The sequence below is a fragment of the Methylobacterium komagatae genome (genome assembly GCF_042661665.1).
In the GTDB taxonomy this organism is placed as follows: Bacteria; Pseudomonadota; Alphaproteobacteria; order Rhizobiales; family Beijerinckiaceae; genus Methylobacterium; species Methylobacterium komagatae.
The window spans coordinates 752,899-775,314 of sequence record NZ_JBHSWN010000001.1 but is presented as its reverse complement, the minus strand read 5'-3'; the positions used below and the strand labels follow the sequence as shown (position 1 = coordinate 775,314).

Annotated in this window: 18 protein-coding genes and 1 pseudogene; 14 read left to right on the top strand and 5 right to left on the bottom strand. The window is 70.2% G+C overall.

The features are described from left to right. Window positions 1-29: 29 nt before the first annotated feature. The 5 genes from ACFQE0_RS03860 (at window position 30) to ACFQE0_RS03840 (ending at window position 6,368) form a co-directional block, all read left to right on the top strand. Window positions 30-3,368: a helicase-related protein gene (locus ACFQE0_RS03860; protein ID WP_378967233.1), complete on the top strand. Its 3,339-nt coding sequence runs from the start codon at window positions 30-32 to the stop codon at window positions 3,366-3,368. Beyond that, window positions 3,284-3,559, top strand: a complete 276-nt coding sequence (locus ACFQE0_RS03855) for an RNA-binding S4 domain-containing protein (RefSeq protein WP_378967230.1) — start codon at window positions 3,284-3,286, stop codon at window positions 3,557-3,559. The genes ACFQE0_RS03860 and ACFQE0_RS03855 overlap by 85 nt, the downstream gene beginning before the upstream one ends. 176 nt (window positions 3,560-3,735) lie before the next feature. Further along, window positions 3,736-4,074 carry a ferredoxin FdxA gene (gene fdxA / locus ACFQE0_RS03850; protein WP_378967228.1) on the top strand — a complete coding sequence of 113 codons (339 nt, stop codon included), beginning with the start codon at window positions 3,736-3,738 and terminating at the stop codon, window positions 4,072-4,074. A 490-nt stretch (window positions 4,075-4,564) separates the two neighbouring features. Next, on the top strand, window positions 4,565-5,167 hold the full coding sequence (locus ACFQE0_RS03845; RefSeq protein ID WP_378967226.1) for a CarD family transcriptional regulator: 603 nt from the start codon (window positions 4,565-4,567) through the stop codon (window positions 5,165-5,167). 325 nt (window positions 5,168-5,492) lie between these two features. Next, window positions 5,493-6,368, top strand: coding sequence for an RNA polymerase factor sigma-32 (locus ACFQE0_RS03840; RefSeq protein ID WP_378967224.1), 876 nt, complete (start codon window positions 5,493-5,495; stop codon window positions 6,366-6,368). A gap of 57 nt (window positions 6,369-6,425) precedes the next feature. Here the strand turns inward: ACFQE0_RS03840 and ACFQE0_RS03835 are convergent, their stop codons facing one another. Further along, on the bottom strand, window positions 6,426-7,658 hold the full coding sequence (locus ACFQE0_RS03835) for an MFS transporter (protein ID WP_378967222.1): 1,233 nt from the start codon (window positions 7,656-7,658) through the stop codon (window positions 6,426-6,428). A 104-nt stretch (window positions 7,659-7,762) separates the two neighbouring features. After that, complete coding sequence (gene secB, locus ACFQE0_RS03830; RefSeq protein ID WP_378967220.1) at window positions 7,763-8,260, bottom strand: protein-export chaperone SecB; 498 nt, start codon at window positions 8,258-8,260, stop codon at window positions 7,763-7,765. 307 nt (window positions 8,261-8,567) lie between these two features. Between secB and ACFQE0_RS03825 the strand changes: the two genes are divergently transcribed. From ACFQE0_RS03825 to ACFQE0_RS03815, 3 genes are read left to right on the top strand one after another with little or no spacing between them, the layout of a single operon-like run. After that, on the top strand, window positions 8,568-9,281 hold the full coding sequence (locus tag ACFQE0_RS03825) for a Tim44/TimA family putative adaptor protein (RefSeq protein WP_378967218.1): 714 nt from the start codon (window positions 8,568-8,570) through the stop codon (window positions 9,279-9,281). Between the two features lie 12 nt (window positions 9,282-9,293). Continuing rightward, entirely contained in the window at window positions 9,294-10,409 is a 1,116-nt protein-coding gene (mltA, locus tag ACFQE0_RS03820; protein WP_378967216.1) for a murein transglycosylase A, read from the top strand. Next, window positions 10,406-11,053 (top strand): Smr/MutS family protein, encoded by a 648-nt coding sequence (locus ACFQE0_RS03815; RefSeq protein WP_378967214.1) that lies wholly within the window; start codon window positions 10,406-10,408, stop codon window positions 11,051-11,053. The genes mltA and ACFQE0_RS03815 overlap by 4 nt, the downstream gene beginning before the upstream one ends. 5 nt (window positions 11,054-11,058) lie before the next feature. Here ACFQE0_RS03815 and ACFQE0_RS03810 read toward each other — a convergent pair whose 3' ends face one another. From ACFQE0_RS03810 to ACFQE0_RS03800, 3 genes are read right to left on the bottom strand one after another with little or no spacing between them, the layout of a single operon-like run. Next, window positions 11,059-12,186, bottom strand: coding sequence for a beta-ketoacyl-ACP synthase (locus ACFQE0_RS03810; protein ID WP_378967212.1), 1,128 nt, complete (start codon window positions 12,184-12,186; stop codon window positions 11,059-11,061). Beyond that, window positions 12,183-12,665: a 3-hydroxyacyl-ACP dehydratase FabZ family protein gene (locus ACFQE0_RS03805; RefSeq protein WP_378967210.1), complete on the bottom strand. Its 483-nt coding sequence runs from the start codon at window positions 12,663-12,665 to the stop codon at window positions 12,183-12,185. Before ACFQE0_RS03805 ends, ACFQE0_RS03810 begins: the two co-directional genes overlap by 4 nt. A 30-nt stretch (window positions 12,666-12,695) precedes the next feature. Then, window positions 12,696-13,004, bottom strand: a complete 309-nt coding sequence (locus ACFQE0_RS03800) for an acyl carrier protein (protein ID WP_378967208.1) — start codon at window positions 13,002-13,004, stop codon at window positions 12,696-12,698. A gap of 205 nt (window positions 13,005-13,209) precedes the next feature. Here ACFQE0_RS03800 and ACFQE0_RS03795 point away from each other — a divergent pair, with 205 nt between their 5' ends. The 6 genes and pseudogenes from ACFQE0_RS03795 (at window position 13,210) to ACFQE0_RS03770 (ending at window position 22,294) form a co-directional block, all read left to right on the top strand. Continuing rightward, window positions 13,210-14,505 (top strand): AI-2E family transporter, encoded by a 1,296-nt coding sequence (locus ACFQE0_RS03795; protein ID WP_378967205.1) that lies wholly within the window; start codon window positions 13,210-13,212, stop codon window positions 14,503-14,505. 134 nt (window positions 14,506-14,639) lie between these two features. Further along, the gene (locus tag ACFQE0_RS03790; protein WP_378967203.1) at window positions 14,640-15,644 is read left to right on the top strand and encodes an AAA family ATPase; all 1,005 of its coding nucleotides are present in this window, start codon (window positions 14,640-14,642) and stop codon (window positions 15,642-15,644) included. 2 nt (window positions 15,645-15,646) lie between these two features. Then, window positions 15,647-16,555: a DUF58 domain-containing protein gene (locus ACFQE0_RS03785; protein WP_378967201.1), complete on the top strand. Its 909-nt coding sequence runs from the start codon at window positions 15,647-15,649 to the stop codon at window positions 16,553-16,555. A 7-nt stretch (window positions 16,556-16,562) separates the two neighbouring features. Continuing rightward, window positions 16,563-19,380: pseudogene (locus ACFQE0_RS03780) on the top strand (DUF4159 domain-containing protein). A 16-nt stretch (window positions 19,381-19,396) separates the two neighbouring features. Beyond that, window positions 19,397-21,484 carry a hypothetical protein gene (locus ACFQE0_RS03775; RefSeq protein WP_378967198.1) on the top strand — a complete coding sequence of 696 codons (2,088 nt, stop codon included), beginning with the start codon at window positions 19,397-19,399 and terminating at the stop codon, window positions 21,482-21,484. A 213-nt stretch (window positions 21,485-21,697) separates the two neighbouring features. After that, the gene (locus ACFQE0_RS03770; RefSeq protein ID WP_378967196.1) at window positions 21,698-22,294 is read left to right on the top strand and encodes a PAS domain-containing protein; all 597 of its coding nucleotides are present in this window, start codon (window positions 21,698-21,700) and stop codon (window positions 22,292-22,294) included. The last annotated feature ends 122 nt before the right edge of the window (window positions 22,295-22,416 follow it).

Genomic DNA, 22,416 nt, shown 5'->3' with positions numbered 1-22,416 from the left:
CCCTGAAACGCGACGCCCGCGCCCGTGGCGTGACCGCCGTTCTGGGGCCGACCAATACCGGCAAGACGCATCTCGCCATCGAGCGGATGCTCGCGCACCCGACCGGCATGATCGGGCTGCCCCTGCGGCTGCTTGCCCGCGAGGTCTATCTGCGCGTCGTCGCCAAGGTCGGCCCGGAGAAGGTCGCCCTCGTCACCGGCGAGGAGAAGATCAAGCCGGATCGGCCGCGTTACTGGATCTGCACCATCGAGGCGATGCCGCGCGATCTCGACGTGGCGTTCGTGGCCATCGACGAGATCCAGCTCGCCGCCGACATGGATCGCGGCCACGTCTTCACCGACCGGCTGCTCTACGTGCGGGGCCGGGAAGAGACGCTTCTGATTGGCTCCTCGACCATCCTGCCGCTGGTGCAGGACCTGATCCCGAACGTCCACACCACCACCCGGCCGCGCTTGTCGAGCCTGACCTTCGCGGGTGAGAAGAAGCTCTCGCGCCTGCCTCGGCGAACCGCTATCGTCGCCTTCTCGGCGGAGGAGGTCTACGCCATCGCCGAATTGATCCGCCGCCAGCGCGGCGGGGCGGCGGTGGTGCTGGGGGCGCTCTCGCCCCGGACCCGCAACAGCCAGGTCGAACTCTACCAGAGCGGTGACGTCGATTACCTCGTCGCGACCGACGCGGTGGGGATGGGCCTGAACCTCGACGTCGATCATGTCGCCTTCGCCGCCAACTGGAAATACGACGGTACCCGCTTCCGCCGCCTGACGCCGGCCGAGATGGGCCAGATCGCGGGCCGGGCCGGGCGCCACCTGTCCGACGGCACGTTCGGCTCCACGGGGCGCTGCCCGCCCTTCGAGGCGGAATTGGTCGAGCGGCTGGAGCACCACGATTTCGATCCGCTGCGCATCCTGCAATGGCGCAACCCGGATCTCTCGTTCTCCAGCCTGGAGGCCCTTCAAACGAGCCTCGATGAGCACCCCCGGGAGGCGGGCCTGACCCGGGCGCCGATGGGCGAGGACCAGCAGGCGCTGGAAATCCTCATGCGGGAGGAGGACATCCGCGACATGGCGCGCGGCCAGTCCTCCGTGCGCCGCCTGTGGGACGTCTGCGGCGTGCCCGATTACCGGAAGGTGCATCCGCAGGTTCACGCGGACCTCGTCGCGCAGCTCTACCGCTTCCTGATGAAGGGCATGGCCGGGCGCATTCCGGATCAGTGGTTCGCCGAGCACGTGGCCTCGATCGACCGGACCGATGGCGACATCGACACCCTGTCCCGGCGGATCGCGCAGGGTCGCACCTGGACCTTCGTCGCGAACCGGCCAGATTGGCTTCGTGATCCCGAACATTGGCAGGGCGAAACGCGTCGGGTAGAGGACAGGCTGTCGGACGCCCTCCACGAACGCCTTGCGAGCCGCTTCGTTGACCGGCGCACCAGCGTCCTGATGCGACGCCTACGAGAGAACACGATGCTCGAAGCCCAGATTACCCCCGACGGGGATGTGACCGTCGAGGGTCAGCATGTCGGCCAGCTCAACGGCTTCCTGTTCGTGCCCGATGCGAGCGCCGAAGGCCACGAGGCCAAGACGCTCCGCAGCGCAGCCGAGAAGGCGCTCGCCAGCGAATTCGAATCACGGGCCGAGCGGTTCGCCTCCACGGCGGACGCGACGCTCGTGCTCTCCCATGACGGCACGATCCGCTGGACCGGCGCGCCCGTCGGGCGTCTCCTGCCGGGCGACAAGTTGTTCGCCCCGCAGATCCGTGTCCTGGCCGATGATAGCCTCGACACGGCGGGCCGCGAGAAGGTCCAGGCCCGCCTCGATGCGTGGCTGAAGGCGCATGTGACGCGCCTGCTCGGGCCGCTCATGGAAATCGAGACGGCGGCCGACCTCACCGGTCTGGCCAAGGGCATCGGCTACCAGGTGGTCGAATCGCTCGGCGTGCTGGAGCGCTCGAAGGTGGCGCATGAGATGCGCAGCCTCGACCAGGATGGCCGCGCCGCCCTGCGCCGTCACGGCGTGCGCTTCGGCGCCTATCACATCTTCCTGCCTGCCCTGCTGAAGCCCGCGCCGCGCACCCTCGCGGCCCAGCTATGGGCGCTGCGCAACGGCGGCCTCGACCAGCGCGGCCTCGACGAGATCGCCCATCTCGCGGGGTCCGGCCGCACCTCGATCAAGGTCGACAAGGAGATCGCCAAGGGCCTCTACCGAGCGGCCGGTTTCCGCGTCTGCGGCGAGCGGGCGGTGCGCGTGGATATCCTCGAACGCCTCGCCGACCTGATCCGCCCGGCCATCGCCTACCGCCCCGGCACCACGCCGGGCGCCCCGCCCGAGGGCACTGCCGACGGCGACGCCTTCGTCGCCACTGTGGGCATGACCTCGCTGGTCGGCTGCTCGGGCGAGGATTTCGCCTCGATCCTGAAGTCGCTCGGCTACGCTAACGAATCGCGCCCCGGCCCGGCCATCACCGTGCCGCTCCTCGCCGCCGCCCCGACCGTGCCGGCCAAGCCGACCGTCGCCGAGACGACGGACGAGACCGCCACCGAAGCCGCGCCGGAGGGTGAGGCTGACACGGCGGAGGCCGGCACCGAACCGGTAGACGAGCCCGTGCAGGCCGAGGACGAGACGGTCGCGCCGGAGGCGGAGGCCCTCGTCGCCGAGGCGGAGAGCCCCGTCGCGCCCGAAGCCGCTGCCGAGGAGCCCGCGGCCGAGCCGGAGACGGAAGAGGCCGCCGCGGCGACCGAGCAGCCGGTGGCGCAGGAGGCTTCGGCCGAGGAGGCCGCTGGCCCGGACGTCGGCGAAGAAGCTGACCAGGATGTCGGTCAAGTCGTGAGCGAAAACGCTGCGGCCGAAGGCGAGCCTGCTGCCCCCGAGGTCGCAGCCGTCGAAGTTTGGCGGCTTCAGCGCCATCAGCGCCCGGCCAATGCCCGTCCGAACAATCGCCCGCGTGGCGGGCGGCGCGAGGGTGGCCCGCAGGGCGCCCCCGATCAGCCCCGCCGGGCGGAAGGTCAGGGCCGTGAGGATCGTCGCGACGGTCCCCGCCGCGACCGGCCTGAGGGGGGCGTCCGGATCGCCGCCGCGATGAGGGACGTCCCGACCGGCGTCCGGAGCATCGCGGCGAAGGCCGCCACGATCCCCGGCAGGAGCGTCACGGCGGGCCGCGTCCCGACCAGCGTCCGCCCCGGCGCGAGCGTGCGCCCGATCCCGATTCGCCCTTCGCAAAGCTCGCAGCCCTCAAGGCGCAGCTCGAATCCGGCGACGGCGGCAAGCGCTGACGGGCGGGAGGCGCGATGCGTGATGATCGCCAGCGCCTCGACAAATGGCTGTGGTTCGCGCGCTTCGCCCGCACGCGAACCCTGGCCGCGCGGCTGGTGAGCGATGGCTATGTTCGGGTGAACGGCACACGCTCGGACAACCCGGCCAAGGCGATCGGCCTCGGTGACGTCGTGACGGTCGCGGCTCAGCATGCCACCCTGGCCGTCCGCGTCCTCGACCTCGGCCTTCGGCGCGGACCTTCCGAGGAGGCCAAAGGGCTCTACGAGCTGTTATCCGGAGAGGCAGGGTGATGAGGCTCTGCCACAGGTGGTCTTCCACCTGAGGGAGCGGCTCCGTCGCGCTTGTCAGTGCGGAAGGCAGGGTCTAGAGCCGTTCACAACAACGCCTGCGCATCAGCGCAGCCACCGGACGCGCGGGCCGCACGGCCCCGTCCGGACGATGCGGGACCTGAGGACCAAGATAACCGATGACCTACGTCGTCACCGAAAACTGCATTAAGTGCAAGTACATGGACTGCGTGGAAGTCTGTCCGGTGGACTGCTTCTACGAGGGCGAGAACATGCTCGTCATCCATCCGGATGAGTGCATCGATTGCGGCGTCTGCGAGCCCGAATGCCCGGCCGAGGCGATCAAGCCCGACACCGAGTCGAGCCTGGAGACTTGGCTGAAGCTCAACGCGGATTACGCGAAGAGCTGGCCCAACATCACCCAGAAGAAGGACGCCCCCGCCGACGCCAAGGAGTGGGATGGGGTCTCCGGAAAGCTGGAGGCTCACTTCTCACCGAACGCCGGCAAGGGCGACTAAAACCGGGCGACTAGACCGGGCGTCTGGGCCAGCCGCCGGTCATCGCCGGCGGAGTGCCTGCGGAAGGACATCGCGTTTCATCCTTCCCCGGTCCTGCGTTCCGCGAAGACCTGCCCTGCGCTGCCTCCCTAGGCGCGCTGGCGTGCCAGTGTAAAACCTCTCACGGCGGTGCTTCGGGCCCGCGCGTGCCCTCGAGTGAGCTTTGATTCCGGCGCGGATTGTGATACACAATCTGCCTGCCGTCGCTCGCGTCAGACGTGCCTACTCCGCGCCGAAACGCACTTCCCTCCATGGGGCTGCTTGTGTTCGGCCGCCGGGTCCCCCCGGCGGAGTGCAATGTCGCGTGCCCGGCTTCACGGGTATCCCGAGCCTTGCGCCGATCGGCGTGAAGGAGGGTGCCCGCGATCCGACCGGGTGTCGTCCGCCCGGGATCAGCTTTTCGCGCGGGGCGCTACCCCGCGTCGCGCGTCAGTGTGGAGGCCCTTCTCGCATGACCACAGCCAAGAAGACGACCGCAGGCCGGCAAGGCTTCAAGACCGGCGAGGCCGTCGTTTACCCGGCCCACGGTGTCGGTCGCATCACCGCGATCGAGGAACAGGAGATCGCCGGATACAAGCTTGAGCTGTTCGTCGTAGCGTTCGAGAAGGACAAGATGGTCCTCCGCGTCCCGACCGCGAAGGCCAATTCCGTCGGCATGCGCAAGCTCGCCGAGCCGGAGGTGGTGAAGAAGGCCCTCGACGTGCTGACCGGTCGCGCCCGCGTGAAGCGCACCATGTGGTCGCGTCGCGCCCAGGAGTACGAGGCCAAGATCAACTCGGGCGATCTGCTCGCCGTGACCGAGGTGGTCCGCGACCTGTTCCGCTCCGAGGCCCAGCCTGAGCAGTCCTATAGCGAGCGCCAGCTCTACGAGGCGGCCCTGGATCGGATCGTCCGCGAGATCTCGTCGGTCAACCGCATCACCGAGACCGAAGCCCTGAAGCTCATCGAGCAGAGCCTCGCCAAATCGCCGCGCCGTGCCAAGGCCGAGGCGGAAGCCGAGAGCGAGGGTGAAGGCGACGGTGAGGGCGACGACATTCAGGAAGAGGCCGCCTGAGCCGCTCGACCCACGTAAAGCTTCACTGAAACAAGAGCCCGGCCCCGGTGGCCGGGCTTTTTCATTTTCAGGTAAAAATTGCGTGCCGCGTCATTTTTCCCCCTGGACTTGCTGTCCGACTCTGGAAAGCGGCGCGTCGCGACCCATTTGTCGAATAGTCGACTCGCATTTCCGTCCGGCCCTGCATTTTTAACGCAGCGCAGGGCGGAACTTTCGCGTTCGTGCCTCCGTTACCGGTCGCTTGGCGTCGCTCGTTTTGCGGCGCCGCACGCGCCGGATCATGGGACCGGTGCCGCAAAGCACTCGGTTATGAGAGGCAGGCGGGATGGCGGAGATCGCGGGCATTCGTCGACAATTCATCCGAACCGCGATGGAGGCGCCCTTCCTCGCCCGCGAAGAAGAGCGTGACCTTGCCGTCCGCTGGAAGGACCGGCGCGACGAGCGCGCCCTGCACCGTCTGATCTCTGCTCACATGCGCCTCGTCATCGCTTTGGCGGGGCGTTTCCGTCACTACGGCCTGCCGATGGCGGACCTCGTCCAGGAAGGCCATGTCGGCCTCATGGAAGCGGCGGCCCGCTTCGAGCCAGAGAGGGACGTCCGTTTCTCCACCTACGCCACCTGGTGGATCCGGGCGTCGATCCAAGATTACATCCTGCGCAACTGGTCGATCGTGCGCGGCGGAACGTCCTCGGCTCAGAAGGCTCTGTTCTTCAACCTGCGTCGGCTCCGTGCACGCTTGATGCAATCCACCGAAGAGCATGTCGGCGACGAGATCCATCGGAGGATCGCCAGCGCCATCGGTGTTTCGCGCGATGACGTCGCGCTGATGGATGCCCGCCTGTCCGGCCCGGACATGTCGCTCAACGCCCCCGTCGGCGAGGATGGCGACGCGGCCTCCGAGCGGATGGACTTCCTCGTGGACGGTGCGGCCCTGCCGGATGAGACTGTCGGCGCGGCTGTCGATGGCGAGCGCCGCCTCGGCTGGCTCCATCAGGCTCTTGGTGTCCTTTCGGAGCGTGAGCTGCGGATCCTGCGGGAGCGCCGTCTCGCCGAGGATCAGGCAACCCTGGAAGCCCTGGGCCAGCGGCTCGGTATCTCGAAGGAGCGTGTGCGCCAGATCGAGAACCGCGCCCTGGAGAAGCTCCGCCGTGCCCTTGCCGACCGGTTCCCCGCCGAAACGGGCAGCCCCTACGTCGGTTGATCCTTCTACGAGGTAACAGCGAAAAAGCCCGGCCCCTGTGGCCGGGCTTTTTCGTAGTCAAGCGTGCTGGTTCTGCCGGGACTCGCGACGCTCACGGCGGCGGCGACGGCGGCCGGGCTCCGGTGTGGCATCGAGCCAAATCACGAGGCCCAAGGCGATGAGTGCGGGGACCCCCAGGGCGAAGAAGGCTCCGGTCCAGCCGAACCAGGCATAGGCGACGCCGCCATACCAGCCCGACAGGGCTCCGCCGACGCCCTGCACCGCGTTGACGCTGCCCAGAGCCGTCTGGGTGCGGCCCGAACCCCAGGTCAGATCCGCGACGACCACCGGCACCGCGACGCCGACGATGCCCGAGGCGATGCCGTCCAGCACCTCCGCGCCGATGAGCCACCATGGATCGTCGATCAGGCCGGACATCAACGCCCGCACCGGCAGGACGGCGAAGGCGACCATCAGGAGCAGGCGGCGCCCGCGCCGGTCGGCGAGGGAGCCCGCGAACAGGGCGACCGGCACCATGACCAACTGTGCCACCATCACGTAGCGGGCGGTCCAGATCGTCGCGTCCCCGGAGGTGGCGACGAGCTTCTGCCCCAGCAGGGTCAGCATCCCACCATTGCCGAGGTTGAACAGAGTGAGCCCCACGGTGAGCACCAGCAGGCGGCGGTTGCCGAGCACCTGCCGGATGCCGCTGCGCTCCGGCTCTTGCTCGTCATCCTCCTTCCAGCCCACGGCGCGGCGCTTGTTCCAGGCATTGGCGGGGGTCGTCACCGTCGCGACGATGGCCGCCAGCGCCATGCCGCCGAGGACGTAGAAAGCAATGGCCGGTCCGAAGGACGTGCCGAAGCCGATGGCGCCCGCTGCCAGCAGGATGCCGATATGGTTGAAGGCTTGGTTGCGGCCCTGCTGCTTCGGGAAACCGTCCTTGCCGACGATGCCCAGGGTCAGCGCGGCGACGGCGGGCAGGAGCAGCGTGCCGCCCGCCGCCGCGAGAAGCTGCGCGGTGAAGACGGCGAAGAAGCTGCGCGCGGGCAGGAGGAGCAGCGTGCCCGCGAGGATCGCGGCACAGGCCGATGCGATCAGCAGGCGGGGGCGATGCACACGATCGACCAGGGCGCCAAACGGCCCACTGAGGAAGAGGGTGCAGAACCCCACGAGGGTGACGACGAGGCCGACCCGCGCCGGGCTCCACTGCGCCGATTGCGCGAGCCACGTGCCGAGGAAGGGGCCGAGCCCGCCCTGGATGTCGCCGATGAAGAGGTTGATCAGGGAAAGGTGGGCGGTGGGGGCCATGCTGTCCGGGTACCGTGAGGGCGCCCGCATGGGCCGCCCGAACGGTGCGGTCAAGCTTTCCGCCGCCGGTAAAGAGGCCCGCCCCGGAGGACGGGCCTGGACCCTCAGGAGGCCAGCGGACCCGTGGCGCCCTGCTGCTCCATCATCTTCTGACGGTATAGGCTGACGAAGTCGATCGGGTCGATGTACAGGGGCGGGAAGCCGCCGTTGCGCACCGCCTCGGCCACGATCTGGCGGCCGAACGGGAAGAGCAGGCGCGGGCACTCGATCATCACGGCCGGATGCATCTGATCCTCCGGGATGTTGAGCATGCGGAAGATGCCCGCATACTTCACGTCGAAGGCGAACAGCACCTCGTTGTCCATCTTCGCGTCGCCTTCGAGGGTCAGCTCGACCTCGAAATCCGTCTCGCTGAGCTGCGAGGCGTTGACGTTCACCTGGATGTTGATCTGCGGCGAGGCGCCTTCCTTCGGCTGAAGGGAACGTGGCGCATGCGGGTTCTCGAAGGACAGGTCCTTCACATACTGGGCGAGGGCGTTGATGGTGGGGGCGCCCTGCGGCATGCCGCCGCCGTTGCCGTTCGCTGCCGGGGAGTCGGCCATCGGATACTTCCTTCTCGATCAGGCGTCCGGCGCGGACGGCAGAGGAGTGTCGTTCCACGGGCCCCGCAGGCCCGAATGTCGGCGCGGCTAACACGCCCGCAGGGAACGGACAAGCGACGCAGCATTGCGGTCGTGTTCGGCCATTCCACGTGTGATGGCGCGCGTTGGCCGCAGCTGAGACACGAAGCCTTGAACAACCGGCTCGATCCGAGCGCGTTGGTCAGTTAAGGGTTGGGGAACGGCGCGCTACAGCATGGCCCAGTCGCGCAGGGCAACAGACGCGCGGACGGCCGCGATCGGATCGGTGATGCAGGACGGTTTCGACTTAACGACGATCATCTTCCTGGCGCTTGCCGTCTTCGTCATCTGGCGGTTGCGGTCTGTACTGGGTCAGAAGACCGGCGCAGAACGCTCGCCGTTCAAGCCCGTGGAGCGCAGCCGCACGGAGCCCCAGGGCCGTGGCGGCGAGCGCGACAATGTCGTGCGCCTGCCCGGTGCCGACCGGGTGGTGCAGCCGACCCCGGCTCCGGCCCCCCGCGATTGGCGCGGCATCGCCGAGCCGGGCTCCGAGGTCGCGCGCGGCCTCGAAGCCGTGGTGCAGGTCGAGCCCTCCTTCGAGCCCCGCTCCTTCATCGAGGGCGCCAAGGTCGCCTACGAGGCGATCATGATCGCCTTCGCCAAGGGTGACCGAAAGACCCTGCGGACCCTGCTCTCCAAAGAGGTCGGCGAGGCGTTCGAGCGCGCCATCGCCGAGCGCGAGCGCAACCGGCAGACCCTGGAGACCACCTTCGTCTCCATCGACCGGGCCGAGATCGTCGCCGTGGACGTGCGCAACCGCGTGGCCCACGTCACCGTGCGCTTCCTCTCGAACCTCATCACCGCCACCCGCAACGCGGACGGCAAGGTGGTGGATGGCAGCGCCGAGACCGTGGTCGAAGTGCCCGACGTGTGGACCTTTGCCCGCACCCTCGGCTCGCGGGATCCGAACTGGCAACTCGTCGCGACCGAGGCCGGCGCCTGACCCTTTCGTGACGTGCGACCTTCGCGTGCCCGCTCCGGCTTCGCTCCGGCCGCCCTCGCCGCAGCCCTGCTGCTGACCGGCCTTTCGGCCGTCCGCGCCGCTCCGGCGCCTCTCATTGTCGGCGGCGCGCGGCTCGAGCCGGTGGCCTTCGCCGCTCTGCCGGGCTTTCCCGGGGCCGATCCGGCGGGTGCGCTCGTCGCCTTCCGCCGGGTCTGTGCCGCGCCAATCTCGGCGCACCGCCAACCGTCCGTTGCCGGGAATGTCGCCGACCTTATCGCGGCCTGCGCGAAGTCCCTGACCGTGCCACCCGAGGGGGCCGCCGGGTTCTTCCGTACCTCCTTCTCGGCCTATCGCATCCTGCGCCCCGACGGGCGGCCGGGCTTCCTGACCGGCTATTTCGAACCGGAACTGCCGGGCTCGCTTGAGCCGGGGCCGGACTTCACCGCGCCGCTCCTCGCCCGGCCGGATGATCTCGGGAGTCGCTCTCCCTATCCCGACCGGGCCGCCATCGAGGACGGAGCGCTCGGGGCCAAGGCGAAGCCGATCCTCTGGCTGCGCGATCGTGTCGATCTCCTGGTGCTCCAGGTCCAGGGTTCGGGCCGGATCCGCCTGCCCGATGGGCGCGTGGTGCGGGCGCTCTATGACGGGCGCAATGGGCGCCCCTACACGGCGGTGGCGAAGCTGATCGTGCAGGAGGGGCACCTGCCCCTCGAAGGGCTGACCCTCGCCCGCTGGACGGGGTGGCTCCGCGATCACCCGAACGAGGCGCGTCGGCTGATCCGCCAGAACGCGTCCTACATCTTCTTCCGGCAGGCGGAGGTCGAGGAGCCCCATCTCGGGCCGCCGGGCGCAGCCAAGGCCCCGCTCAGCCCCGGCATCGGCCTCGCGGTCGACAGTAATCTGTGGCGCTACGGCTTGCCGTTCTGGCTGGAGGGGCGTCTGCCCGGTGCGGAGGAGGGCGAGCGTGGCCGCCTCACCATCGCCGCGGATACGGGTTCGGCCATCGTCGGCCCGGCGCGGGGAGACCTGTTCGTCGGCAGCGGTGCGGATGCCGGTGTCGCTGCCGGCAACCTGCGTGATGCGGTGGGCTTCGTGGTCCTCCTGCCGAAGCGCGGAGGTGGGTTGTGAAGCCGCCGCGCCGCCCACGCGGTCTGTCGCCTGGAGAAAGCCACCTGTGGCGGGAGGTCGCCAAGCGCTTCACGCCGCTGCGTGGCCGCACCGCGATCCCGGAGGTGGAACAGGGACCGCCCGTCGCCGCCCCCCGCATGCCCGAGCGTGTACCCGGCCCCATGGCCGCGCCGTCGCGTCCGAACTCCCCCGCTGACCGAAAGGCGGGGGCCAGCCTGCGCACGCCGCCGAAATTCGTGCCGCCACCGCCACGCGTCGCTACGGCCGCGCCCTATCAGGCTCCTCCGCAGCATCCGGTCCCGACGGCGGGGCTGGAACGGCAGGCGCGCCTTGCCCTGAAGCGAGGGCGCGTCGCCATCGAGGCGCGGCTCGATCTCCACGGCATGATTCAATCCGAGGCGCATGCGGCGCTCACCGGCTTCCTCCTGCGAGCGCGGGCCGCGGGACACGGCTACGTCCTCGTCGTCACCGGCAAGGGTGGGGAAGCCTATGCGGATCCGTACCGCGAGCGCGGAGTGCTGCGCCGGAGCGTGCCGCATTGGCTGCGCGGTCCGGAGTTGCGCGGCATCGTGCTGGGCTTCGAGGAAGCCGCCCGCCACCATGGCGGCGAGGGCGCGCTCTATATCCGGCTGCGGCGGCGTTAGGGCGTTCAGGCCCGGGAAAGCCGCATCACGCCTTCGCCGCGACGATGGCCCACCGTCGTGACGGCAACCTCGCCAGCCTTACCATCCGCGATCAAGGCCGCCGCGAGGGCCGCGCCGAACGGAGCGGCGACTTCGAGGCCGTGACCGATCAGATCGCCGAGCGGGTGAACCCTCGCTGCGGGGGCGAGGCGGCCGAGCACCTCGGCTTCCTCGGCGGTGATGGGTGCGACGCCGGTTGCGCCCGAGATCACCGCGTCGGGGCTGGAGGGCGCGGCCTCCTTCCACCGGGCCGCCAGGGACTGCCCCACCCCGCCGGGCTCACGGGCGCCGCGTCCGCTCGCGACCTCGCTCAGCCGGGCGAGGGCCTTGGCACCGCGCGCCTGCGCGTGCTCGGCGGATTCGAGCATCAGGAAGGCGGCGCAACTCGCGAGGATGAAGCCGCCCGGCGCGGCGCGGTCGAAGACCGGGGCGTAATCACCCTGCTTGGCGAAGCCGCCCATGGCGTGGACGAGCAGCGCATCCGGCCGTTCGGCGCTGTAGGAGCCGCCGACCAGCATCGCCTCGTTCTGGCCGGAGGCGATCCGCGCCTGGGCGATGCGCAGGGCATCGACGCCCGCCGCCTCCTCGCCCATGAAGGTGCGTGAGGCGCCCGTGACGCCGTGGACGATGGCGATGTTGCCCGCGAGCAGGTTCGAGAGCTGCGCCAGGAAGAGGGTCGGCCGCAGGTCGTTCTGAAGGCGCTCGTTGAGGAAGGCGCCAGGCTCCGGCGCATCGCGCAGGCCGGTGAGGATGGCGCCATCGGCCGCGTAATCGCGCTCGCCGCCGCCCGCGGCCACGACGAGGTGCAACGCCTGCTTGAAGGCCGCGTCCTCCTTCACCCCGGCCGCCTCGAGAGCGAGCCCGGCGGCGTAGACGCCGAGGCGCTGCCACGCCTCCATCTGGCGCTGGTCGCTCTTCTTCGGGATCTGCCGGTCCCAGGCGATGGCGGGGGCCGGGTGGACGGGGTAGGGCGCGAAGCTCTGCGCGTCCGTGCGCGGCACCGCGCCTGAGGCCAGGGCGGCGAGATGCGCCTCCGGCCCTTCGCCCGCGCAGGATACGAGGCCGATGCCGGTGACGACGACGGAACGGCTCACTTCGTCTCTCCCCGGCCGAGACCGGCAAGGTCGAGGAGGCCGCTGCTCTTCGCCCGCTCGCGCATCGGCGCATCGAGGCCGTCCGGGAAGGGCATGGTGCGGAAGCGCAGTTCCGCGTCGCAGAGCGCCTTGCCCTCGTGGGTGATCGCCGCCTTCGTCACCGCGTAGCCGGAGCCGTCATGCTCGAGCTTGGCGGTCACCGTCAGGGCGGCGCTCGGGCCGACGAAGCTGCGGAAGCGAGCCTTGTCGACGCCGGTCAGGAACGGCATCCGCTCGAAGCCGAGATGGGCGAGGATGAGGTAGCCCGAGGCCTGGGCCATGGTCTCGGTCAGGAGCACGCCCGGCACCAGCGGGTGGCCGGGGAAGTGTCCTTCGAAGACCGGGCTCGCGTCCGGCACCTTGGCCGACGCTTCGATCGTGCCGGCTTGCAGATCGAGCCGCGTCACGGCGTCGATCATCTCGAAATATTCAAGGCGCATGGCGGGCGGGCGCGTCGGATCGAGAACCGATCAGACCTTGGCGGCCTTCTCGGCGACCAGGGCGTCGATCCGGGCGCAGAGGTTCTTCAGCACGAAGTACTGCTCGGCCGGGACCTTGCCCTCGTTGACCTCCTGCGTCCACCGCTCCAGCGGCAGCTTGATGCCGAACGCCTTGTCGACCGCGAAGGCGATGTCGAGGAAGGCGAGGCTGTCGATGCCGAGGTCGTCGATCGCGTGGCTTTCGGGAGTGATCTTGTCCCGCTCGATGTCGGCCGTCTCGGCGATGATGTCGGCCACGCGCTGGAAGGTCGCGCTGCCGTGGGCGGAATCGTCGGACATGTCTTCTCGTGGGCTCTGAGCGAATTCCGGTTCGGCGGCGGGAGCCCCTTCGCGCCGGAGACCGGCACCTTTTCCCTCGCTGCCATGAGGCGCGGACGGCGGGACCGGGCGACCGGGCCCGTCGCGTGGCGCCGACGGATTGTCGCGACCTCTACACGAGGGGTTCCGGTGCGGCAACCGGGACGAGAGGGGAGCCGCTTTGCCCGTGATGCGCGATCACGAGCCGGTCACCCGCCTGCCGGTCGCGGTGGCCGAATGGCAACGCAATCCTATCTGCGGCGAGACACGGCTACGTCCGGCTGCGGCCGAATCGGGCCACGATCCGAATCGGAGAAGGCGGATGAAGCCGCAGCCCCCCTCGACCCTCTATCCCGGTTTCGAGCGGCCCGTGCCGCCCGCCCGTGCTCTGGCCGAGGCGCGGCCCGATCCGTCGGTTCTCCCGCCGGTCGAGCGGGCCAAGTCGCAAGGGGCGGCCCGTGTGTTCCTCGTGCTCGCGCTGGGAGCGCTCGGAATCTACATCCTGCGGGAATTTCTGCCCGCTCTCGCCTGGGCGGTGGTGCTCGCCATCGCCCTCGGGCCACTCTACGAGCGGATCGAGCGGCGTTTCCCGCCGGGCGGACACAACATCGTCCTCCCGACGCTGGCCGTACTTGCCGTGGCGCTCGTCTTCCTGGCGCCCCTCGTCGTCCTCGGCGTCCAGGCGGCCCGTGAAGCGCACGACGTCGCCGAATTCGTCCGGAAGGCGGAGGAGAGCGGAATTCCCGCGCCCGAATTCCTCTCGCACCTGCCCTACGGCTCGGCGCAGGCCATCGCGTGGTGGAACGACAATCTCGGCCATGCCCAGGCGGGGTCGGAGATCCTGCACCGCTTCGACAACGGCAAGGTGCTCGGCGCTTCGCGCAATGTCGGCAAGGAGGTGGTTCACCGGATCGTGCTGTTCGGCTTCAGCCTCGTCGCCCTGTTCTTCCTGTTCCGCGATCGCGACACGATCCGGCGTCAGGCGCTCGCGGCCTGCGACCGGATGTTCGGGCCGCGTGGCGAGCGCGTCGGGCGGCAGATGGTCGCTTCGGTGCACGGCACCGTCGATGGCCTCGTCCTCGTGGGGCTCGGCGAAGGCGTGATCCTCGGCATCGTCTATTACTTCGCGGGCGTGCCGCACCCGGTGCTGCTCGGCGCCTTCACGGCGGTGGCCGCGATGATTCCCTTCGGCGCGGCGGTCGCCATCGGCATTGCGGCGCTGCTCCTCGTGGCGGCGGGGGCGGTGAAGGCCGCGATCATCGTCGCGGTGGCGGGCCTCGTCGTCACCTTCGTGGCGGACCACTTCATCCGCCCGGCGCTGATCGGCGGCACCACCAAGCTGCCCTTCCTCTGGGTGCTCCTCGGCATCCTCGGCGGCGTCGAGTCCTTCGGCCTGCTCGGCCTGTTCCTCGGCCCGGCGGTGATGGCCGCCCTGGTGCTCCTGTGGCGGGAATTCACCGAGGGGCGGGACGTGAAGGCGTAGCCCCGTCTCGGCAGGGCCGAGGAGGCTGCGCAACCGTGCGGCGATCCCGACCTTGCCAGCCCTCCGAAGGCGGCTCACACTCTTCCCCTTCCGCGGATGACTGTCCGCGGCGCTCCCAGGAGACGGATAACGGCATGAGTCAGGCCACCAGCCCTGCCACCAGCCTCGATGACGGCATCGTTGCGACAGCCGAGAGTTGTCTGGAGGCGGTAGGACAGGCCCGCGAGGCGATCCATGGGGTCATCTTCGGCCAGGAGAAGGTTGTCGACCTCGCTCTCGTGACGATCCTGTCCGGTGGGCATGGCCTGCTCGTCGGCCTTCCCGGCCTTGCCAAGACCAAGCTCGTGGAGACGCTGGGCACCGTGCTCGGCCTCGATGCCCGCCGGGTGCAGTTCACCCCGGACCTGATGCCTTCGGACATCCTTGGCACCGAGATCCTGGAAGAGGATGCCGAGCGCCGCCGCGCCTTCCGCTTCGTGAAGGGCCCGGTCTTCACGCAACTGCTCATGGCGGACGAGATCAACCGCGCGAGCCCGCGCACCCAATCCGCCCTGCTTCAGGCGATGCAGGAGGGGCACGTCTCCGTGGCGGGCGAGCGGCACGATCTGCCCCGGCCGTTCCATGTGCTCGCCACGCAGAACCCGATCGAGCAGGAGGGCACCTATCCCCTGCCGGAAGCCCAGCTCGATCGCTTCCTCCTCGAAATCGATGTCGGCTACCCGGACCGGGCGGCCGAGCGGCGCATCCTCATCGAGACCACGGGCGCCGAGGAGCACCGCCCCGTCGCGGTGATGTCGACCGACCAGTTGATGACCGCCCAGCGCCTCGTGCGGCGCCTGCCGGTGGGCGAGGCGGTGGTGGAGGCGATCCTCGATCTCGTGCGCGCCGCCCGTCCCCATGGCGGCGACCCGCTCGTGAAGGACAAGCTGCTCTGGGGGCCCGGCCCCCGCGCCAGTCAGGCGTTGACGCTCGCCGCCCGCGCCCGCGCGCTGATCGAGGGCCGCGTCGCGCCCTCCGTCGCCGACGTGAAGGCGCTGGCCGAGCCGGTGCTGAAGCACCGCATGGCGCTGAATTACGCCGCCCGCGCCGACGGTGAGACCATCGAGGGCTTGATCGCCAAGCTCGCGGAGAAGCTCTGACCTTGGTCGCCACCCAGGCCCTCGATGCGGGCACCCGCCGTCCGGGCCGTCGCGAAACCGAGGGCGCGGCGGCGCTCGCTGCCACGATGCCCCGTCTCGTGCTGGAAGCGCGGCGCGTGTCGAGCCTCCTCGCCCACGGCCTGCACGGCCGTCGGCGGGCCGGGCCGGGCGAGAGCTTCTGGCAGTTCCGTCCGTTCGTGACCGGCGAGGCCGCCGTCCGCGTCGACTGGCGCCGTTCGGCCCGCGACGACCGGCTCTATGTCCGCGAGCGCGAATGGGAGGCTGCGCACAACATCTGGTTCTGGATCGACCGTTCGGCCTCCATGGGCTTCTCGTCCGATCTCGCTGGCGCCTCGAAGGTGGAGCGCGCCCTGGTGCTCGGCCTCGCCCTGGCGGACGCCTTCGTGGATGGCGGCGAACGCGTCGGGCTCCTCGGCCTTACCCGGGCGCGGGCTTCGCGCGGCATCGTCGAGCACATGGCCCAGGCCCTCGTGGGCGACCATGCCGGGCTCGAGCGAGATCTGCCCCCCGAGGCGCAGCCCGCCCGGTTCGATGAGGTGGTGCTGATCAGCGACTTCCTCACGCCGCCCGAGCGGATCGCGGCCTCGCTTGCCAGCCTCTCGGCGGCGGGCAGCCGGGGGCATCTCATGATGATCGCGGACCCGGTGGAAGAGACCTTCCCGTTCACGGGGCAGGCGGTGCTGCACGATCCCGAAGGGGGACCTTCCCTCGATATCGGCGATGCCGGGGCCTGGGGTGAACGCTACCGGACGCGGATCGCCGCCCACCGGGACAGGCTGCGGGAGATCGCCCGCGCGCAGGGCTGGACGCTGACGCTCCACCGCACCGACCGGCCCGCCAGCGAGGCGGCCCTGCGCCTCGCCACCCTCGTCATCGCCCGCGGCGGCTGAGGCGCTCATGCTCGGCTTCACCTTCGCCGCGCCCCTCGCGCTCGCCGCCCTGATCGGCTTGCCCGCGCTGTGGATCCTCCTGCGGGTCACACCGCCGCGCCCGAAGCGGATCGACTTCCCGCCGCTGAAGCTCGTGGCGGACCTCATCCCGCAGCGCCAGACGCCGGCACGGACGCCGCCCTGGCTGCTGATCCTGCGCATGCTCATCGCCGCCGCGCTGATCCTGGCGGTGGCGGGGCCGGTCTGGAGTCCCGGCGGGATCGGGGCGGGCGGGGGTAAGAAGGCGCTCCTCGTCCTGATCGATAACGGTTTCGCCTCTGCGCACGATTGGCGCGATCGGCTGCGCGTCGCCACCGATACCGTCGAGGGCGCGGCCCGCGACGGGCGCGCCGTCGCGGTGGTCGGCCTTGCCGAACCCACATCGGTCGTCGAGGCGAAGCCCCCGGCCACCGCCCTGGAGCGGCTGCGGGCCATCGCGCCCCGCCCGTACTGGGCGATCCGGGACGCTCATCTTCAGGGCATCGGCGCCTTCCTCGACAAGAACCCCGGTGCGGGTATCGTCTGGATCGCCGATGGCGTTGCGGGCATCGGCGACGAACGTTTCGTGAAGGGTCTCAACGACCTCGCGGGTGGCGCCGGGGCGGCGCTCAGCGTGCTCAAGGCCGACCGGCCGCCCGCCCTGGCGCTCACCGTCTCGGAGAATGGCGGGCGCCTGTCCGCGCAGATCCTGCGCGCCGCGCCGAACGGCCGGGATGCGGGCGTGGTCCGCGCCCTCGACCAGAAGGGCCTGCCCCTGGCCGAGCGCGATTTCGCCTTCACGGGCGACGCGACGCGGACGGAGGTCGCCTTCGACATGCCGACCGAACTGCGCAACGGCATCAGCCGGATCGAGGTGGCGAACGAGCGCTCCGCCGGGGCGGTCTCGCTGGTGGACGAGCGCGGCAAGCGGCGGCGGGTCGGCCTCGTCTTCGGCGGCACCCTCGACCAGTCGCAGCCGCTCCTCGCGCCGCTCTATTACCTGTCCCGCGCGCTCGAACCTTTCGCTGACGTGCAGCAGGCGCGCGGCGCGGCGGGTCTGTCGGAATCGGTCAACCAACTTCTCGACAATCAGGTGTCGGTTCTGGTCCTGGCCGATGTCGGCGCGCTGGACGACAAGACCGCTGGGCGGATCGACAAGTTCGTGGAGGAGGGCGGGCTGCTCCTGCGCTTCGCCGGGCCGCGCCTCGCGGCGGGCCACGACACGCTGGTGCCGGTGCGCCTGCGCCGGGGCGGACGCAACCTCGGCGGCGCCCTGTCCTGGGACGCGCCCAAGACCGTCGCGCCCTTCCCGCCGGAAAGCCCCTTCGCGGGCCTGACGCCGCCCGCCGATATCGGCGTGCGCCGTCAGATCCTCGCCGAGCCCGATGGCGACTTGCCGGGCAAGACCTGGGCCTCGTTGCAGGACGGCACACCCATCGTCACCGCGCAGACGCGGGGGCAGGGGCGGATCGTGCTGTTCCATGTCACCGCCGACACCACGTGGTCGAACCTTCCGCTCTCCGGCCTGTTCATCGACATGCTCCGGCGGGTCGTGGCGTTGGCGGGCGCCGGTCAGGCCAATGCGGAGCAGGGCGCTGGGGCGAACCGGGCGAAGGTCGCGGTCCTCGCGCCCCGCGTCACCCTGGACGGGTTCGGCGCGCTTGGCTCGCCCCCCGCCGCGGCCACCGCCGTCCCGGCGGATTACGCCGACCGGGCGAGCCTGGAACATCCGCCGGGCTTCTACGGCCCGCCTGACGGAGGGATCAGCGTGAACGCCCTCAAGCCCGACGACCGCTTGGCCCCGGTCGATTTCGCGCCCCTCTCCGGGGCGTCCCTCGGCTCCCCTGGCCGGCGCCGCCACGGTGGATTTGCGCCCCGGCCTGTTCACTGCCGCCCTGCTCTTCCTCGTGCTCGATACCCTGGCCGGGTTGTGGCTCGGCGGGTTCCTGAGCCGCCTGCGCGCCCTTCGTGCCCGACCCGCAGCCCTCATCCTCGCAGGCGTGCTCGCGGGCGCGGTGCCGCTGCACGAGGCGCGGGCGGCCGAGGCGGCGGCCAACCGGCCGAACGGTATCGAATCGGCGCTCATCACCCGGCTCGCCTACATCGTCACGGGGGATGCCGCCGTGGACGAAGCAAGCCGCGCCGGTCTCGCGGGCCTGACGCAGATGCTCGCCGCGCGCACCGCCCTGGAACCCGGCGAACCGGCGGGCCTCGACCCCGCCAAGGACGAACTCGCCTTCTATCCGCTGATCTACTGGCCGATCGCCCCGAACCGCCCTCAGCCGTCCGAGGCCGCGATCCGCAAGATCGACGCCTTCATGCGGAACGGCGGCACGGTCCTCTTCGACACGCGGGATGCCCTGACCAGCCGTCCCGGCAGTCCGCCGACGCCGGAGGCGATCTATCTGCGCAAGATGCTGGGCACCCTCGAAGTGCCGGAACTAGAGCCGGTGCCCGCCGACCACGTACTGACCAAGGCGTTCTATCTCGTCGACAGCTTCCCCGGCCGTTACGCCACGGGCCAGACCTGGGTCGAGGCGCTTCCGCCCGCTCCCGAGGGGGGCGAGCGCCGTCCCGCCCGTGCGGGCGACGGGGTGAGCCCGATCATCATTACGAGCAACGACCTTGCCACGGCCTGGGCGGTCGGCCGCCGGGGCGAGCCGCTCTATCCGATCACCGGGGGCGACCAGCGCCAACGGGAAATGGCCTTCCGGGGCGGCGTCAACATCGTGATGTACACGCTCACCGGCAACTACAAGGCCGATCAGGTCCACGTGCCCGCGCTGCTGGAGCGGCTGGGGCAGTGAGGGAAAAGGCCCTGCCATGCTGAGCCTCAGCTTCACGCCTCTTCTGCCCTGGCCCGTCCTGGCGGTGCTTGCCGCCGTCGCGCTGGCGATGGCTGTGCTGGCCGTCCTGGCGCGGGGCCGCATGGCCCTGCTGCGTGCCCTCGTGCTGGCCCTCGTCCTCGCGGCGTTGACCAACCCGGCCCTCGTCCGCGAGGACCGGGAGCCGGTGAAGGACATCGCGGCGGTGGTGATCGACCGCTCCGCCTCGCAGGCCTTGGGCGACCGGCCGCAGGTAACGGATCAGGTGCGGGCCGAATTGCAACGCCGCTTCGGGGCGCTCACCACGATCGAGCCGCGCTTCATCGACGTTCCCGATGCGGGAGAGGGCGATGACGGCACGAAGCTCTTCGCGGCCCTGGGGCAGGCACTCGCCGACGTCCCGCCCGAGCGTTTGGCCGGTGTGGTGATGGTGACGGACGGTGTCGTCCACGACATCCCGAACTCGCTGGCGCAACTCGGGATCAAGGCGCCGCTCCATGTCCTCGTCACCGGCCATGCCGACGAGCGCGACCGGCAGATTAAGCTCGTCGAGGCGCCCCGCTTCGGCATCGTCGGCAAGGATGTGAAGATCCGCGCGGAGGTGATGGAGCGCGGCGGGACCGGACACGCGGTCGTCGTCACCCGCCGCGACGGCGAGGAGATCGACCGGCGCGACGTCCCCACCGGCCGCCCCTTCGACCTGTCCACGCGGATCGAGCATGGCGGCCAGAACGTCGTCGAGATCGAGGTCGAGCCGCTTCCGAACGAACTGACGACGGTGAACAACCGCGCCGTGCTGCCGATCGAGGGGATCCGCGAGAAGCTGCGCGTGCTCCTCGTCTCGGGCGAACCGCACCAGGGCGAGCGCACATGGCGCAACCTGCTGAAGTCGGACGCCAACGTCGACCTCGTCCACTTCACCATCCTGCGCCCGCCGGAGAAGCAGGACGGCACGCCGATCTCCGAACTGTCGCTCATCGCCTTCCCGACGCGCGAATTGTTCGTTCAGAAGATCAAGGATTTCGACCTCATCATCTTCGACCGCTACGCCAACCAGAGCGTGCTGCCGCAGGCCTATTTCGACAACATCGTCCGTTATGTCCGCGAGGGTGGGGCGCTCCTGATCGCGGCCGGGCCGGAATATGCCGGCGCGGCGAGCCTCGCCCGCACCCGGCTGGCCGGGATCCTGCCGGGCGATCCCGACGGCCGCGTGGTCGAGCGGCCCTACAAGGCCACTCCGACCCAGACCGGACGCCGCCACCCGGTGACCCGTTCTCTGCCGGGCTCGGACGCCACTCCGCCCGCCTGGGGCGACTGGCTGCGGATCGTCCAGGCGCGCCTGCGGCCGGGCATCGAGCCGATCCTGTCGGGGGCCGACAGCCTGCCGTTGCTCGCCCTCTCGCGGGAGGACAAGGGCCGGGTGGCTCTGCTCCTGTCCGACCATGCGTGGTTGTGGGCGCGGGGCTACCAGGATGGCGGCCCCTATCTCGATCTGCTCCGCCGCCTCGCCCATTGGCTGATGAAGGAGCCCGCCCTCGAAGAAGAGGCCCTGCGCGCTCAGACCACGGGGCGCGGGCGCGAGGTCCGGGTCGAGCGCCAGACCATGGCCGATACCGCCGAGCCGGTGACCGTCACCGGCCCCACCGGCAAGGTCACGACCCTGACGCTGAAGCCGAGCGAGCCCGGCCTGTTCACCGCCACCTTCGAGGCCGCGAGCCTCGGCCTGCACACCCTGCGCTCGGGCAACCTCGTGGCCTTCGTCAGCGTCGGCCCCGCTAACCCGCGCGAACTCGCCGACGTGTTCAGTGATACCGAGCGCCTGCGGCCGGTCTCCGAGGCGTCGGGCGGCTCGGTGCGGCGCCTGTCCGACGCGTCGGGTGCCCTGCAGGTGCCGCGCCTGCAGGTCCTGCGCGGCGGTCGCCTCTCCGGTGGGGATTGGATCGGCTTCCGGCCGAGCGACAGCGCCACGATCCGCGGCGTCGAGGTCTATCCCCTGGCTTTGGGCCTCGCCGCCCTCGCGGCCCTGGCCGCTGCCGTCCTGGCCATGTGGCTGCTGGAGGGCCGCCGTGGCCACGGACGGGCTTGACAGGGCGCGATCATGACGGCGCCCTGCCGCACTTGCCGAAATTCCCCGAACCCCAGGTTGCTCGGCGGGGAAAAGATCCGTATTGGTTCGAAAGTATAGGGCCGGTCCGGTTTCCGATTGGGTAACTATCAATGTTCAAGGTGGTGTTTACCACTTGGCGCTGGAACGATCCCCTGCCGTAAAGTATGATTTTGAACTGAGGGGATACCGCTCGTGGCCACCGTGGTGGATGGCGATAGCCTCGAGTCTTTCGACGACCTACGCTCCGCACTCGACGCCTCGGGTGTCGTCGGCACGTGGGATTGGGACATGGTGCTCCGCTGCGCCCGGTACGACCGGGGGGCGGCGAACCTCCTCGCCCTCGATCCCGAACGGGCCGGGCAATCGCTGCACGCCGAAGAGGCGATGATCGGCATTCATCCCGATGATCGGGAATGGCTGTTCGAAGCCGTCAAGCGGTCCCGCGCCGGCCGGGGCCTGTTCGTCGCCGAATACCGTGTCGTCTCACAAGACCGGGGCATACGCTGGCTCCTGAGCCGGGGCCGTGTCTACTACGATCAGCGTGGACGCCCCGTGCGTTCGAAGGGCGTCCTCATCGACATCACCGAAAGCCGCGAGGAGAGCGGCGGCTTCTTCGCGGAAGCCGATACGGAGGCGCGCACGCCCCTCGACCGGGCTGCGGCTTCCCTGCTCGATGCCCGCAAGGCCCTCGACGAGGCTGCGGGCGAGGCCAGCAATCACCTCCGCCTCATTCTCGATCTGGCGCTGTTCGAGGTCGGCGCGCATCTCGCGCGGCGCGCTCGCCACTGAGGCGAAGCCCCGCGCCTCGTGACGCACGGGGCGCCTGCGCACTCGACGCACAGGGGGCTCCGTCCTAAGACCCCGGGAGGATCGCGGGCCATCGGCCCGGCGGTTCGCGAGGACCGGAGGCA